At 74.2% G+C, this 13,987-nt stretch carries 14 protein-coding genes; 4 read left to right on the forward strand and 10 right to left on the reverse strand.

Going from position 1 to position 13,987, the window contains the following annotated elements:
- Positions 1-91 precede the first annotated feature (91 nt).
- The 3 genes from ACZ4E1_RS39260 to ACZ4E1_RS39270 form a co-directional block, all read right to left on the reverse strand.
- Positions 92-1,855, reverse strand: coding sequence for a sensor histidine kinase (locus tag ACZ4E1_RS39260; RefSeq protein ID WP_467548631.1), 1,764 nt, complete (start codon positions 1,853-1,855; stop codon positions 92-94).
- Positions 1,856-1,960: 105 nt separating this feature from the next.
- Positions 1,961-2,806: a universal stress protein gene (locus ACZ4E1_RS39265; RefSeq protein ID WP_467548633.1), complete on the reverse strand. Its 846-nt coding sequence runs from the start codon at positions 2,804-2,806 to the stop codon at positions 1,961-1,963.
- A 6-nt stretch (positions 2,807-2,812) separates the two neighbouring features.
- Positions 2,813-2,974, reverse strand: coding sequence for a hypothetical protein (locus tag ACZ4E1_RS39270; protein ID WP_467548635.1), 162 nt, complete (start codon positions 2,972-2,974; stop codon positions 2,813-2,815).
- Positions 2,975-3,224: 250 nt separating this feature from the next.
- Between ACZ4E1_RS39270 and ACZ4E1_RS39275 the strand changes: the two genes are divergently transcribed.
- Positions 3,225-3,827 (forward strand): Rv1733c family protein, encoded by a 603-nt coding sequence (locus ACZ4E1_RS39275; RefSeq protein WP_467548637.1) that lies wholly within the window; start codon positions 3,225-3,227, stop codon positions 3,825-3,827.
- An 18-nt stretch (positions 3,828-3,845) separates the two neighbouring features.
- Here the strand turns inward: ACZ4E1_RS39275 and ACZ4E1_RS39280 are convergent, their stop codons facing one another.
- Positions 3,846-4,310, reverse strand: a complete 465-nt coding sequence (locus tag ACZ4E1_RS39280) for a Crp/Fnr family transcriptional regulator (RefSeq protein ID WP_467548639.1) — start codon at positions 4,308-4,310, stop codon at positions 3,846-3,848.
- Between the two features lie 150 nt (positions 4,311-4,460).
- Here ACZ4E1_RS39280 and ACZ4E1_RS39285 point away from each other — a divergent pair, with 150 nt between their 5' ends.
- Positions 4,461-5,105: a CBS domain-containing protein gene (locus ACZ4E1_RS39285; RefSeq protein WP_467548641.1), complete on the forward strand. Its 645-nt coding sequence runs from the start codon at positions 4,461-4,463 to the stop codon at positions 5,103-5,105.
- 66 nt (positions 5,106-5,171) lie between these two features.
- Positions 5,172-5,882, forward strand: coding sequence for a response regulator (locus ACZ4E1_RS39290; RefSeq protein WP_467548643.1), 711 nt, complete (start codon positions 5,172-5,174; stop codon positions 5,880-5,882).
- 16 nt (positions 5,883-5,898) lie between these two features.
- Here the strand turns inward: ACZ4E1_RS39290 and ACZ4E1_RS39295 are convergent, their stop codons facing one another.
- From ACZ4E1_RS39295 to ACZ4E1_RS39315, 5 genes are all read right to left on the reverse strand, one after another.
- On the reverse strand, positions 5,899-6,759 hold the full coding sequence (locus ACZ4E1_RS39295; protein WP_467548645.1) for a universal stress protein: 861 nt from the start codon (positions 6,757-6,759) through the stop codon (positions 5,899-5,901).
- Complete coding sequence (locus ACZ4E1_RS39300) at positions 6,756-7,844, reverse strand: alcohol dehydrogenase catalytic domain-containing protein (protein ID WP_467548647.1); 1,089 nt, start codon at positions 7,842-7,844, stop codon at positions 6,756-6,758. Before ACZ4E1_RS39300 ends, ACZ4E1_RS39295 begins: the two co-directional genes overlap by 4 nt.
- A gap of 279 nt (positions 7,845-8,123) precedes the next feature.
- Positions 8,124-9,041: a universal stress protein gene (locus tag ACZ4E1_RS39305; protein ID WP_467548649.1), complete on the reverse strand. Its 918-nt coding sequence runs from the start codon at positions 9,039-9,041 to the stop codon at positions 8,124-8,126.
- A gap of 67 nt (positions 9,042-9,108) precedes the next feature.
- Positions 9,109-10,647 (reverse strand): AMP-binding protein, encoded by a 1,539-nt coding sequence (locus tag ACZ4E1_RS39310; protein ID WP_467548651.1) that lies wholly within the window; start codon positions 10,645-10,647, stop codon positions 9,109-9,111.
- A 17-nt stretch (positions 10,648-10,664) separates the two neighbouring features.
- Positions 10,665-12,158 (reverse strand): malonyl-CoA decarboxylase domain-containing protein, encoded by a 1,494-nt coding sequence (locus ACZ4E1_RS39315; protein ID WP_467548653.1) that lies wholly within the window; start codon positions 12,156-12,158, stop codon positions 10,665-10,667.
- 125 nt (positions 12,159-12,283) lie between these two features.
- Between ACZ4E1_RS39315 and ACZ4E1_RS39320 the strand changes: the two genes are divergently transcribed.
- Positions 12,284-12,961, forward strand: coding sequence for a GntR family transcriptional regulator (locus ACZ4E1_RS39320; RefSeq protein ID WP_467548655.1), 678 nt, complete (start codon positions 12,284-12,286; stop codon positions 12,959-12,961).
- Positions 12,962-13,026: 65 nt separating this feature from the next.
- Here the strand turns inward: ACZ4E1_RS39320 and ACZ4E1_RS39325 are convergent, their stop codons facing one another.
- Entirely contained in the window at positions 13,027-13,926 is a 900-nt protein-coding gene (locus ACZ4E1_RS39325) for a hypothetical protein (RefSeq protein ID WP_467548656.1), read from the reverse strand.
- Positions 13,927-13,987 lie beyond the last annotated feature (61 nt).

Below are 13,987 nucleotides of genomic sequence, written 5' to 3' on the forward strand. Positions count from 1 at the left end.
GTCCTCATAGCGGAGCTATTAGGTCGTTTCGGCAACGCCGCGAGCGTGCGTGCCGGGCACCGCGGGGCAGGCGGGACTTTCGACACACGCCCTAGTCCCCGGACAGCCCCTGGGCCTCGGACAACCCCTGGGCCCCGCCCCGCAGCGGTACGCGCCATTCGAGCAGCGTGCCGCCCTGCTCCCCCCTGGCGGTGACCGACAGTTCGCCGCCCAGGCGCTCGGCCCGCTCGGCCAGGTTGCGCAGCCCGCTGCGCACGACGCCCGGCGGAATGCCGACGCCCTCGTCGCTCACCGCCACGGTCAGGACGCCCGCCTCGGCGACCACCGACACCTCGGCCCGCCGGGACTGCGCGTGCCGGGCCACGTTCGTGAGCGCCTCGCCGATGACCGCGACGACGTCCTCGGCCGTCTGCGCCGGTACGTCCGTGTCGAGCAGCCCCTCCATGCGCAGCGCCGGGGCGTAGCCGAGGGCCGCCGCGGCCGTCTCGACCGCCTTGACGACGCGGCTGCGCAGTTTCGGTGTGACGCCGGCGCGCTCGTGCTCGCGCAGGCCGAAGATGGTGGCCCTGATGATCTTGATGGTGGCGTCCAGGTCGTCGATGGCCCGGGACAGCCGGTGCACGGCCTCGGGGTGCTCGACGAAACGCCGGGCGCTCTGCAGCGTCATGCCCGTGGCGAAGAGCCGCTGGATGGCTAGATCGTGCAGGTCGCGGGCGATCCGGTCGCGGTCCTCCAGGAGACTGACCTGCTCCGCGTCGCGCCGCCGGTCGGCCAGTTCGAGGGCGATCGCGGCCTGCCCGACGAAGGCGGGCAGCGCCGTGGTCTCCACGACCGAGAAGGGGGGCCGTCCGCTGCGACGGGCGAGGATCAGCACGCCGCTGAGCCGTTCCTTCGTCCCGACCGGGACGGCGACGGCGGGGCCGAAGCCGCGCCACCGCTCGGGCTGCACCGTGATCCGTTCGTCGTGTTCCACGTCCACGACCGTGACCAGGCCCTGCTGGGCGAGCGCGGCGGAGGCGAGCGTGCCGGCGCTGCTGGGCAGGACGACCCCCTCGTGCGCCCCGGAGCCCTCTCCGTGGGCGAGCGACCCGCGCAGCTCGCCGCCCGGCCCGACCATGTAGAAGACCCCGACGTCGGCGTCGGCGATGTCCACGGCCCGGTCCACCATGCTGCCGAGCACCTCCGTCTCCTGCGCGCCGGAGAGCAGGGCGCTGGTGAACTCGGTGCTGGCGGCCAGCCAGCGCTGGCGCAGTCGGCCTTCCTCGTAGAGGCGGGCGTTCTCGATGGCGATGCCCGCGGCGACGGCCAGGGTGGTCAGGACGGCCTGGTCCTCCGCGTCGAACTCCACGCCGCCGCGCTTCTCCGTCAGGTACAGGTTGCCGAACACCTCGTCGCGGACGCGGATCGGGACGCCCAGGAAGGTGTGCATCGGCGGGTGGTGGGGCGGGAATCCGTACGAGGCGGGGTGTGCGGCCAGTTCGGCGAGGCGGAGCGGGTGCGGGTGCCGGATGAGCTCGCCGAGGATGCCGTGCCCGGAGGGCAGCGCGCCGATCCGCCGGTGGAGCTCGTCGTCGATGCCGACCGGCAGGAAGGCGGAGAGCTTGTTGTCGTCGCCGATGACGCCCAGGGCGCCGTACTCGGCGTCGACGAGGACGACGGCCGCCTCCACGATGCCGCGCAGCACCTGGGGCAGGTCGAGGCCCCGGCCGACGGACATCACGGCGTCGAGGAGTCCGTCGAGGCGTTCGCGCGTGCCGCGCACCTCGTCGATGTGCGCCTGGAGTTCCTCCAGGAGTTCGTCGAGGCGCAGGCGCGGAAGCCGCCCCTCGGCGAATTCGTTGCTCTCCCGGCCCATCGGTTCCTCCGGCGCCACGCTCCGGCCGCTGATGCTCCCTGCCGCCTCCCACGGTAGCCAGGCCGGGCGGTCGCCGCACCACTCGCAGGTGCCCGCGGCCCCGGCTCAGGTACCGGGCGGGGGTACGACGACCAGGGGGCATTCGGCGTGGTGCAGCAGGCCGTACGCGGTGGAGCCGAGCCGCAGGGCGGTGAAGCCGCCCCCGCCGCGGCGGCCGACGACGAGCGCGAGGGACGCATGGGCGGCCACGGCGAGCTGCTCGACGGGGTGTCCGCGCAGAATCTCCTGGGTGATCTTCAGGTCCGGGTGGCGGTCGGCCTGTCCGGCGACCGCCTCGGCGAGCGCCCGCTGACCGGCGAGGCCGGTCGCGTCGTCGTCCTCGGCGAACACCGGACGGGGCCAGACCCACACGGCGTGCAGTCGCGCTCCGTGCAGGACGGCCTCCTCCACGGCGAAGGCGACGGCGGCCCGGCAGGACACGCTGCCGTCGACGCCGACGACCACGGTCGGCGGCTGGTCCACGACGTGCTCCGGGGACCGCACGACGGCGACGGGGGCGTCGGCGCCCGTGATCAGCGGCAGGACGACCGAGTTCCCGGCGAGGACCTCCGCGACCCGGCCCCGGCGGCGTGATCCCACGACGGTGAGCGCGGCGCGGGCGGCGCATTCGCCCAGGACGGCGGCCGGTGGACCGTCGACGAGTTCCACGACCGGCGACGGGCCCGGGTGCAGGTCGCGGACCAGGTCCTCGGCGTCGGCGAGCGCGGAGCCGGCGCGGATGCGCAGCGCGGCGCGGTGGTTGACCGCGTCGTACAGGAGGTGGTCGTGGACGGGCGGCACCGCGCAGACCAGGTGCAGCCGCAGGCCGCGCCAGGCGGCTTCGTCGGCGGCCCGGAGCAGGGCGGGGACGGACAGTTCCCGGGGGTCGACGCCGACCACGACCTCGTTCATGTGCCATCACCGCCGGTCGGTGTCAGCCACGTGGACGAGGTGCGGCGGGCGCTCCCGCCGGAACGTCCCCGCGGCGGCCCGCAGCGCCGCGGCACGTGCCGGAGAGGATCCGTCGACCGTTGCGAAGACATCTCCGAGCGGCGGATTCGCGCGGTCCTCGCTGTCCATGGCTCCTCCTCGGGAACCGTCCCGGGCCCGCCCGCACGGCCCTCGCGGAACGACACCTTCCACGCTCGCACCGCCCCCGCCGCCCGGGGCAGGGGCCGTTCGGTCCCCAAAGAGGCCTGCCCGGCCCTGCTGCGCGGCGGGGCGCACGGCCGAGGCTGGGATGACCGGCCCCGGGACGGGACCGGAACCGTACGAGGGGGTGTCTCGCGGCGACAGGCCGCGACGGCACGAGCGAGTGCGGAGGTGCACCATGGGGCGACGGACGACACCCGAGCCGCCCAATCCGCTGCTGCGGAAGGCGGACCGCACGCGGGCCCGGCTGCGCTCCGCTCTCGTGCCGGTCTGCCTGCTGGCGGTGGCCTGCGGTGCGACGGCGGGCGGAGCCGCCTGGAACGAGGGGCACCGGTCCGCCGCCGAGGTCGCGCGGCACCGCCATCTCCTGCCGGCGACGACGGTGTCGCCCCGGATCTACCGGGCGGCCGCCCAGCCGGAGAGCGCTCCGGACATCGTCGCGCGGGCGACCTGGCACGACCGCGCCGGCCGGGTCCACACCGGGACCGTGCCGGTGTACGCCGGCACCCGCACCGGCGACACCGTCATGACGTGGACGGACGATCGCGGGAACGCCGCCGACGCCCCGCCCGGGACCACCGACATCACGATGGCCGCCATCGGGTACGGCGTCGGCGCCTCCTGCGTCGTCGCGCTCTCCGCCGGCGCGTTCGTCCGTGTCCGCCTGCGGAGGGTGGACGCGAGCTGTGCGCGGGCCTGGGAGACCGAGTGGGCGGACGTCGAACCGGGGTGGTCGGGCCGGCTGCGCCCCGGTCCCGGCCAGGGACCCGGTGAGAGCTGAGCTCGCGGCACCGGCGCCTCAGAGCCGGTCGCCGCTGCCGTAGGGCGCGTACAGGTCGAGCAGGCGGACCCGGGCGGCCCACAGCCGGTGGGCGAGCACGTCGGCGACCCAGGCGCCGACGGCGGACCCGAGGCGCGGGTCCGCGTCCATCAGCAGCCGCACGGCGGGGGCGTCGAACTCGTAGGCCCGTACGGGCGTCATGGCGTCGGCGCCGAGCCGCCAGACGTACGGCTTGAACAGCCAGGAGCAGCCGACCAGTTCACCGGTGTCGAGCCGCTCGATGACCGCCCGGCGGCGCCCCGGGACGTGGAGGTCGAGGGTGATGGTGCCCGAGCGCACGATCCAGAAGCGGTCGGCGTGTCCGCCTTCGTCGAAGAGCCGGACACCCGCGTCGATGTCTGCCTCGCGGGCCAGCTCCATGAGCCGGGTGCGGCAGTCCGCGGGCAGGCCGGCGGCGATGCGGGTGGGGGACGGTGCGCTCATGGCGGCCTCCTCGGGTCGGACCCGCCTTCAGTCTGGCCAGCGCCCGGGCCTTCGGGGAGGGGTCCGGTGGGCCCTTCCCCGGACCGATCGGCCCTCTCCGCTCCGCGGTCCGCGGAGCGAGACTGGAAGGAGAGCGAGGAGGTGGCCCCGATGCCCGCCGGACCCCCTGCGCGGTACACGGTCAGCGACGTCATGACGCACACGGCCGTGGCGATCGGCGAGAACGCCCCGTACAAGGAGATCGTCGCCCTCATGGACCAGTGGAAGGTGAGCGCCCTGCCCGTGCTCGCCGGCGAGGGACGCGTCGTCGGCGTCGTCTCCGAGGCCGATCTCCTGGTCAAGGAGTCCTTCCGAGGGAGGGACCCCCGGCCGGACGAGTTCGCCGCCGCGGCGAAGGCGGGGGCCGTGCGCGCCGGGGAACTCATGTCCAGCCCCGCGGTGACCGTGCACGCGGACGCGACCCTCGCCGAGGCCGCCCGGATCATGGCGCAGCGCAAGGTCAAACGCCTGCCGGTGGTGAGCGACATCGGCCTCCTCGAAGGCGTCTGCAGCCGCAGCGACCTGCTCAAGGTGTTCCTGCGCGACGACGCCGACATCGCCGCGGAGATCCGCCGCACCGTCCTCGCCTCGAACGCCCTCACCGGGCTGACCGTGACCGTCGACGAGGGGGTGGCGACGGTACGGGGCGCGCTCGCCGACCGGAGTCTGGTCCCGCTGATCGCGCGCGCCGTGCGGGCCGTGGAGGGGGTCGTGGACGTCGACGTCGACCTCGGCGCCCACGGGAGCGCCGCCTGACGGAGAATGCTCGTGACGGCGCACGCCACCGTTCCTTTCCGACCGTTTCCGATCTCAGGGGGCGCGATGAACGAGCAGCCGGCAGCGGCTCCCGACGGGCCGCGCACCCGGGTCTTCCTCGTGGACGACCACGAGGTCGTCCGCCGGGGCCTGCGCGACCTGATCGACGACGAGCCCGACCTCCAGGTGGTCGGAGAGGCCTCCACGGCGGGCCAGGCACTCGCCCGGGGCCCCGCCCTCGCCCCCGATGTGGCGGTCCTCGACGTGCGGCTGCCCGACGGGAACGGCATCACCGTCTGCCGCGAACTCAGATCACGCATGCCGGACCTGGCCTGCCTGATGCTGACCTCGTTCGACGACGAGGACGCCCTGCTCGACGCCATCATGGCCGGAGCCGCCGGCTACGTGCTGAAGCAGATCAAGGGCTCCGACCTCGTCTCGGCGGTGCGGACCGTGGCGACGGGCCAGTCGATGCTGGATCCGGCGACCACCGCGCGCCTCATGCACTCCCTGCGGGACACCGACGCGGCGAGACCGCCCGCCGACGACCGTCTCGCGGCCCTGTCCGACCGCGAACGCTCGGTCCTCGACCTGATCGGCGAAGGACTCACCAACCGGCAGATCGCCCAGCGTCTCTACCTCTCCGAGAAGACGGTCAAGAACCACATCTCCCGCCTGCTCGGCAAGCTCAGCGTCGAACGCCGCGTCCAGGCCGCCGTGATCGCCACGCAGGCCCGTGACGCGCAGGCCCGTCCGCAGCACACCGACGACGCCTGAGCATCGGCCCGCGGGGTCACTGGGCGGGGACGGTGATGACCGGGCAGTGCGCGCGGTGCAGCAGTCCGTGCACGACGGAGCCGACGCGCATGCCGGTGTAGCCGCCGCGGCCCCGGCGTCCGACGACGACGGCGAGGGCGTGTTCGGCGGCCTCCGCGAGCCGTTCGACGGGCGAACCGACCAGGACCTCGTGGGTGATCGTGATGTCGGGGTACTTCTCGGCCCAGCCGGCGGTCTCCTCCGCGAGCAGCCGCCGCTCGCCGTCCAGCCAGGCGCCCTCGGGACGCGTGGGGAAGAGCGGCGGCTGCCGGACGGCGACGGCGCGCAGCAGGCAGCCCCGGAGATCCGCCTCCTCGCAGGCCAGGGCGAGCGCGCTCTGCGCGGCGGGGCTCCCGTCGATGCCGACGACGAGGTAGGGGTGCTCCTGGGTGCTGTGTTCGGCGTCGCCCACGACGACGACCGGGCAGCGTGCCTGGGCGGTGACGGGGACGACCCGGGAGCCGGCGCTGAGGAACTCCTCGATGCGGCTGAGGTGCCGCGAGCCGAGGACCATCAGGGCGGCTTCCTGCGCCAGGCCGGCCAGGACGGCGGCGGGGGCTCCGCGCAGCAGGGCGGAGCTGACGCTCAGCCCGGGGTGACGGGCCCGCACCGCGTCGGCCGCCCGGCGCAGCGCCTCCGCCCTCGCCTCGGCGCGGGCCCGGTACCGGGCCGCGTCGGTGGCGTGCCAGGTGTCGGGCGCCGGCTCCAGGGCGGCGACCAGGCGCAGCGGCAGTCCGCGCCGGTCGGCCTCGTCGGCTGCCCAGGCCGTCGCGAGGCGGCCCGTGCGGGCGGGGTCGACGCCGACGACGATCGTGCGGTGCCCCGTCCCGGCGGTCATGACGAGGCTCCGACGCGCAGCGGGGCGGCCGTGACCTCGGTGTGCCGGGGTCCGCCCAGGGCGACCTTGATCGCGCCGGTCTCCGACGCCTGCCCGAAGACGTCGTACGCCTCCTCCATCTGCCCGAGCGCGAACCGGTGCGTGACCAGGTCCGCCGTGGGCAGGCGCCCGGCCGTCATCATGCTCAGCAGCATCGGCGTCGAACAGGTGTCGACCAGACCCGTCGTGATCGTGACGTCCTTGATCCACAGGTCTTCCAGGTGCAGCGCCGCAGGCTGGCCGTGAACGCCGATGTTCGCCACCCGCCCGCCGGGGCGGACCATCCGCGTGCACATCTCGAACGTCTCCGGGACACCCACCGCCTCCATGACCACATCGGCGCCCAGCCCGCCGGTCAGTTCGGCGACGAGTTCCTCGGGCCCGTCGTCCGCGGCGACGACGGCGTCCGCGCCCATCCGGCTCGCGGCTTCCAGTCGGGATGCCGCCAGGTCCACGGCGATGATCCGGCCGGGACTGTAGAGGCGCGCGGTGCGGATCGCGGCGAGTCCGACGGGGCCGGCGCCGACCACGACGACGGTGTCGCCGGGGCGGACGCGGCCGTTGAGGACGCCGACCTCGTAGGCGGTGGGGAAGATGTCCGCGAGCAGCACGGCGTCGAAACTGTCCACCGCGTTCGACAGAGGGTGCACCGAGAGGTCCGCGAAGGGGACGCGCACGTACTCGGCCTGGGTGCCGTCGATGAGGTGGCCCAGCACCCAGCCGCCTCCGCCGCGGCACTGGCCGTAGCGCCGCTCGCGGCAGAACCGGCAGCGCCCGCACGAGGACACGCAGGAGATCAGGACCCGGTCCCCCGGACGCACCGTGCGCACGTCGGCGCCCGTCTCCACCACCGTGCCCACCCCCTCGTGGCCGAGGATGCGGCCGGGCTCCACATCGGGGACATGCCCTTTGACGATGTGCAGGTCCGTTCCGCAGAGGGTGACGGCGTCGACGCGGACGATCGCGTCCGTCACCTCCTGGATCGCGGGGTCGGGGGTGTCCTGCCAGGCGACCTGGCCGGGGCCCTGGAACACGAGAGCCTTCATGACGATCGCCTTCCGCACGGTCCGCGGGTCCGTTCCCCACGGCGCTCACCGTCCAGGCTGCTCCCGCCCCGGCCCGCGGCGCATGGGCCGGTCGGCCCCCAGGTCGGCCCCCTCGGGCCCTGCCGTGCGCTCCGACACGGTCCCCGGCCGACGGCCACCCGGCACGCCGAACGACTGCCGGTGGTCGACGCGCACGGCACGATCCAGGGCGCAGCGAGCCGCTCCGGCCTCCTCAAGGTCTTCTCCACCCCGGCGCCGAACTCCCCGCCGCGGTCCGCCTCAGCCCGGCGCGGGCCCCTCGCTCTCCCGCGAGACCTCCTCCAGAGGGTGTTGCGGGACGATCGCGACCGGGCACGCGGCGTGGTGCAGGGCGCGGTGGGCGACTCTGCCCAGTTGGAGGCCCGCCCAGTGGTGGCGGTGGCGGGCGCCGAGGACCAGGAGGTCGGCGGCGGCGGACCGGTCGGTGAGCACGCGGTGCGGGGCGCCTTCCGCGAGGCTTCTGCGCAGGCGTACCTCGGGGCGCTCCTCCACGGCCGCGTCGAGTGCCTGGTCCAGGGTCTCGGCGGCGCGGTGCTCGAAGAAGGGGGCCTCGCCCCGGGTCAGGAGGGGATGGTCGACAGGTTCGTGGGCGGGCTTGCGCCAGGTGTGGACCGCGTCGAGCTCCGCCTTCCGGATCGCCGCCTCGCGGAAGGCGAACCGGACGGCCGGGGAGTCCGTGTCGTGCTCACCGACGCCGAGCAGGATCCTGCCGTGCCGCGCCTCCAGGGCGTCGCGGTCGCCGCGGACGACGACGACCGGGCACGAGGAGCGGGCGGCGACGACGAGGCCGACCGACCCGAGCAGCAGATCGCCCATCTCGCTGCGCCCACGCGATCCCACGATCACGGCGGCGGAGGCCCGCCCCGCTCGCAGCAGTGCCCCCGCGGCGTCCTCACCGGCGACGTGCGTGGTGACGGTGACGGCGCGGGACCGGTTCCGCGCCCGCTGCACGGCGGCGCCGACGATGTTCTCGGCGAGGACCTGGCCCCAGGGACGGTCGCTCGCCCCGGCCGGTGCGGAGCCCTCGTAGCGCTCCCACAGCGAGGCGTGCAGGATCTCCAGGGAACGCCCGTGGCGGACCGCCTCGTCGACGGCCCAGTCCAGCGCTCTCAGGCTCCCTTCGGAGCCGTCGACGCCCACCACCAGGGGAGCTTCCATCGGGCCCACCGCCTCTCGGTCGCGGGGCGCCCCGTCCTTCCACGCTCGCACCGCCGCCGGGCGGAGTCTAGGGCCGGTCGGTCCCGAGCGTGTCCGCGAACAGGGCCTGGTACCGCTTGCGCAGTTCGGCCTTCTGCACCTTGCCCATCACGTTGCGCGGCAGCGCCTCGACGACGCGTACGGCGCGCGGGTGCTTGAACCGGGCGAGGTCGCCCGCGACGGACTTCAGCAGCTCGGCCTCCGAGGGCTCCTGGCCGGGGGCCGGGACGACGACGGCGACCACCGTCTCGCCGAAGTCCGGGTGCGGGACGCCGATCACGGCGGACTCCAGGACGGCCGGGTGGGCGTCGAGCAGCTCCTCGATCTCCTTGGGGTAGATGTTGTAGCCGCCGGAGATGACGAGGTCCTTGCCCCGGCCGACGATGCAGAGGTAGCCGTCCTCGTCGACACGGCCGAGGTCCCCGGTGATGAAGAAGCCGTCCGCGCGGAACTCGGCGGCGGTCTTCTCCGGCATCTGCCAGTACCCGCTGAAGACGTTGGGGCCGCGCACCTCGATGCTGCCGACCTCGCCGTCGGGCAGCGGCGCGCCGCTCTCGCCGTCGACGACCCGGATCTCGGTGCCGGGCAGCGGCTTGCCGACGGTGCCGGGCTTGCGCGGGCCGCCCTCGTACGGGTTGGTGGTGTTCATGCCGGTCTCGGTCATCCCGTACCGCTCCAGGATGGCGTGTCCGGTGCGGGCCTCGAACGCCTCGTGGTCGCTCGCGAGCAGCGGCGCGGAGCCGGAGACGAACAGCCGCATCGACGCGCAGGCCTCCGGGGTGAGCCCCTCGTGCTTGACCAGCCGCGTGTAGAAGGTCGGTACGCCCATGAGGACCGTGGCGCGGGGCAGCAGGTCCACGACCGCGTCGGCGTCGAACTTCGGCAGGTAGTACAGGGAGGCGCCGGCCACCAGGGCCATGTTCGCGGCGACGAAGAGGCCGTGGACGTGGAAGATCGGCAGGGCGTGGATCAGCCGGTCCTGGTCGGTGAACCGCCAGGCGTCCAGCAGGGCCGCGCAGTTGGAGGCGAGGTTGCCGTGGGTCAGGACGGCGCCCTTGGAGCGGCCGGTGGTGCCGGAGGTGTAGAGGATGGCCGCCGGATCGTCGGCGGCGGCGTCGACGACCTCCTCGTGCCGGCCCTCGCCCTCCAGCAGGGTGCCGTCCCTCTGGGTGCCGAGGGTCTCGACGACGAGGTCCGGGCCCGCGCGGTGGGCGTGGTCGGCCTGCCGCTCCGGGGAGCAGACGAGGACGCGCGGCCGGGCGTCGCCGATGAAGTACTCCATCTCGGCGCCGGTGTAGGCGGTGTTGAGCGGAAGGAAGACGGCACCGATCCGCAGGGTCGCCAGGTACAGGGCGATGGCCTCCGGGGACTTGTCCACCTGCATGGCGACCCGGTCGCCGGGGGTGACGCCGTCGGCGACGAGCCGGGCGGCGATGCGGGCCACGGTGTCGGCCGTCTCGCGGTAGGTGATCCTCCGGCCGTCGGGCAGTTCGAAGAGCGCCTGGTCGGGCCGTCGTTCCACCTGCTCGGCGAAGGACCGGTGGACGGGGGTGAACGCGGGTGCCATCGGGGGGTGTTCCTCTCTCATCGATCGCGCGGAGCGACGGACGGTGCTGCGACGGAAGTCGGTGCTGCCGAAGTCGGTGCTGCGGAGTTCGGGGCGTCGGAGTTCGGGGCGGCGGAATGCGGTGTGGCGGACGTGCGGGCCTCGGGGACGGGGAAGGCGGCGCGGAGCGGTCCGCCGAGGGCGACCGTGCCGCGGCGGACGAAGTCCTCGTGCCGGCGCTCCAGCTGCCCCGGCTCGTAGCGGTAGTTGATCATCGCGCCGTACGACTGCCGCCATGCCTCGGCGGAGTCGTTCGCCGGCCAGTTCAACTGCCAGGCGGCGGCTCCGTTACCCAGGTGGAAGCGGGCGACGGGGTCGAGGGGGCGTCCGTCGGCGCGCCGTTCGACGGCGACGTGCCGGGCCAGGGCGGGCAGGAGCCGGGCGCGGATCCGTGCGGCGTCCGCCGCGGGGAGGCCCGCCGTCCCTTCCAGGGCGTCCAGTTCCCGTACGAGCGTGTCGAGCTCGGCGTCCTGTGCGGCCTGCTCGACGAGCCAGCGCCGGAACCCGGGGAGTGGTGAGAGCGTCGCGAACTGGGCCAGGTGCGGGAGCTGCTCGCCCACCTGCTCGATGACCTGCTTGATGAGGAAGCTGCCGAAGGAGACGCCGGCCAGGCCGTCCAGGGCGTTGTTGATCGAGTAGAGCGCGGCCGTGTCGGCGTCGGCGGGGCTCAGGGCCGGGCCGGGATCGAGGAGCGGGGCGATCCGGTCGGGCAGGCCGCGCACCAGGGCGACCTCGACGAAGATCAGGGGCAGGTCCCCGGTGGCCGGGTGGAAGAACGCGTAGACGGCGCGGTCCTCAGGGTCGAGGCGGCGGCGCAGTTCGGCGCCGCTCCCCATCGGGTGGACCTGCTCGCCGCGCATGAGGTGCTCGTGCAGTTCCTCCGGCGCGTCCCCGGTGACCTCGGCCATGCGCAGGAAGCCGCGGTTGAACCAGGAGGTGAGCAGGTGGTGGAAGTCGTGGTCGAGGGGGCGCAGCTCGGGGTCGTCCCGCATCAGGCGGCGCAGGTCGGCGCGCATCTCGACGAGGGCGAGGGTGGCGTCGGGGGCGTGGTTCATGCGGCGCAGCAGTTGCTGGCGGGGCGGTTCGACCACGTCGAAGAGGCGGACCAGCTCCTGCTCGCCGCGGGATCCGGCGGCGCGGGCCTCCTCCCAGCGGCGGAAGGCCGCGCGGACCCGCTCGGCGTCGGCGTCGTAGGCCCGGGTGATGTGGCGGAAGAAGGCCCGTCTGCCGTCGTCGTCGAGGGCGTCGTAGGCGGCGAGGGCGCGGGTCGCGACCGCGCGCGTCGAGGCCTCGCCGACGTCGCTCATCAGGACGTCGCAGGCGGCAAGCAGTTGGTCGAGCGGGGGGTCGAGGCGGGGGTCGAGCGGTGGCGCGGCCGGTTCCCCGGCCGGGACGGCCCGGGCGGACGCGGCGCGCCGGCGTCCGAGCGCCTGGAAGAGGTCGGTCAGCAGCCAGCCGTCGTGACGTTCCATGTCCGCACCTTCCGCATGTCTCGGGTCGCGCGCGACGATATATATAACAGCGCCACCGTAAGACACATCAGGGCGCGAGCACCACCCCCTGCCCGCCCGGATAACCTGACCGCTCGGAGGTGCACATGGCCCGGGTCCCGGAGTCCCAGCGCGTGCGGCACGCGCTGGAGAACGCTGTCGTCGACGGTCACTACCGTCCCGGCGAGCGGCTCGATCCCGCGCGCCTGGAGGAGGAGTTCGGCTGCTCGCGCACCCCGATCCGCGAGGCCCTCCAGGCTCTGGAGCGCTCGGGGCTGGTGCAGATCCGCCCCAAGCAGGGCACGTACGTCACGGAGCTGAGCGTCTCCGAGCTGGCCGAGCGCTTCGAGGTGATGGCCGAGCTGGAGGGAATGGCGGCGCGGCTCGCCGCCCGGAGCATCGACCGGGAGGCCCTGGAGGAGCTCGAGCGCGCACTGCTGGAGTGCGAGCGGCACGCGGCGGCCGGCGACGCGGACCCCTACTACTACGCGAACGCCCGGTTCCACGGCATCGTCTACGACTCATGCGGCAACGAGTATCTGCGGCAGCAGGCCCACGCCCTGAAGCGCGCGCTCCAGCCCTACCGCCGCCTCCAGCTGCGCGTCCCGGACCGCATGCGCCGCTCCCTGGCCGAACACCGCGCGATCGCCGACGCCATCACGCGCGGCGACGCCGAGACGGCGGAGAACGCGGCGCGCGACCACGTCCTGGTCCAGGTCAAGGAGTTCAGCCAACTGGTGCGGACCTGGCGGCGGTTGACGGAGCCGGCGCGCGAGGCGGGCTGAGCGGCGACAGGCGGCCACCGTCCCCGGACGGGCTCCGGGGACGGTGGCCGAGCGACCTCCCGCGGTCAGCCGGGGTGGACCGCCGTGACCGTGAAGCGTTCGACCTCGGCGACGTGGCCACCGGTGGTGGCGACGACCGTCAGGACCCGGTTCGTGGCACCGCGGTAGGACACCCGCTCCTTCCAGGGCTGGTTCTTGCCGCCCGCCGCGACACAGCAGGCCGTGCCGATCGGCGCCGTCGACGAGGACTGGCGGACCTGGACGCGGATGCTCTCGTCCACGCCGGTGATCCGTCCGCCGGTCAGGACCGGGGAGCGCACGGTCGCGCCGTACGCGGGCAGGGTCAGGGAGAACGTCGTGTCGTCGGTGCCGACGACCTCCCAGGGGGCGTCGCGGCCGGTGCCGTAGCGCACGAGGTGGATGACCGCGGCGGTGCCGGTGACGCCCTTGGGCCTGCTCAGGCCGACGCCGATGTGCGCGTGCCGCCCGTGGACATGGTGCGAGGAGACGCGGCCGATGTCCTGGAAGTCCAGGTAGCCCTGGGTGAAGGCCAGGGCGGTCAGGTCGGGGTCGAGGTGCCAGGGCTGATGGCCTCCTGAGCGGTAGTCACGCTCCCAGGCCCGCGCCTGGGCGAGGGAGCTGAACGGCCACAGCGGCTGGAGGCGGCCGAGGCCGGACGCGTGCGCGGTCCGGACTCCGGGCTCGGGCAGGACCGTGGGCCGGTAGGTCTGCGGTGCGTACGTCTGCGATGTGTACGTCTGCGGCGCGAGGCCCGTCGTCGATCCCGGCGGGGCGGCAGCGACGGCGGAACGCGGTGACGAGGAGGACGAGGAGACCGGCGTGTCCGGTGGGGCGGACGGCGATGCCGGTGCGTGCGAGGTGCCGCCGGAGCTCCCGCACGCGGTGAGGGCCAGACCGGTGGAGGCCGCCGCGGCGAGGAGTCGGAGGTGGAGCTGGACGTTCATGGGTGCCCCAGAAAACATGTACCGACCGTCGGTACAGTTTGTATGCATATCGTGCCACTGG

The sequence above is a fragment of the Streptomyces sp. NPDC025806 genome (genome assembly GCF_055558275.1).

Excerpts from the sequence above, each read along its gene's own strand:
- ACZ4E1_RS39295 (WP_467548645.1), bottom strand. The coding sequence starts at position 6,759 with ATGACCGCCGGGACGGGGCACCGCACGATCGTCGTCGGCGTCGACCCC.
- ACZ4E1_RS39265 (WP_467548633.1), bottom strand. The coding sequence starts at position 2,806 with ATGAACGAGGTCGTGGTCGGCGTCGACCCCCGGGAACTGTCCGTCCCC.
- ACZ4E1_RS39260 (WP_467548631.1), bottom strand. The coding sequence starts at position 1,855 with ATGGGCCGGGAGAGCAACGAATTCGCCGAGGGGCGGCTTCCGCGCCTG.
- ACZ4E1_RS39290 (WP_467548643.1), top strand. The coding sequence starts at position 5,172 with ATGAACGAGCAGCCGGCAGCGGCTCCCGACGGGCCGCGCACCCGGGTC.
- ACZ4E1_RS39285 (WP_467548641.1), top strand. The coding sequence starts at position 4,461 with ATGCCCGCCGGACCCCCTGCGCGGTACACGGTCAGCGACGTCATGACG.
- ACZ4E1_RS39300 (WP_467548647.1), bottom strand. The coding sequence starts at position 7,844 with ATGAAGGCTCTCGTGTTCCAGGGCCCCGGCCAGGTCGCCTGGCAGGAC.
- ACZ4E1_RS39315 (WP_467548653.1), bottom strand. The coding sequence starts at position 12,158 with ATGGAACGTCACGACGGCTGGCTGCTGACCGACCTCTTCCAGGCGCTC.
- ACZ4E1_RS39325 (WP_467548656.1), bottom strand. The coding sequence starts at position 13,926 with ATGAACGTCCAGCTCCACCTCCGACTCCTCGCCGCGGCGGCCTCCACC.
- ACZ4E1_RS39320 (WP_467548655.1), top strand. The coding sequence starts at position 12,284 with ATGGCCCGGGTCCCGGAGTCCCAGCGCGTGCGGCACGCGCTGGAGAAC.
- ACZ4E1_RS39305 (WP_467548649.1), bottom strand. The coding sequence starts at position 9,041 with ATGGAAGCTCCCCTGGTGGTGGGCGTCGACGGCTCCGAAGGGAGCCTG.
- ACZ4E1_RS39280 (WP_467548639.1), bottom strand. The coding sequence starts at position 4,310 with ATGAGCGCACCGTCCCCCACCCGCATCGCCGCCGGCCTGCCCGCGGAC.
- ACZ4E1_RS39310 (WP_467548651.1), bottom strand. The coding sequence starts at position 10,647 with ATGGCACCCGCGTTCACCCCCGTCCACCGGTCCTTCGCCGAGCAGGTG.
- ACZ4E1_RS39270 (WP_467548635.1), bottom strand. The coding sequence starts at position 2,974 with ATGGACAGCGAGGACCGCGCGAATCCGCCGCTCGGAGATGTCTTCGCA.
- ACZ4E1_RS39275 (WP_467548637.1), top strand. The coding sequence starts at position 3,225 with ATGGGGCGACGGACGACACCCGAGCCGCCCAATCCGCTGCTGCGGAAG.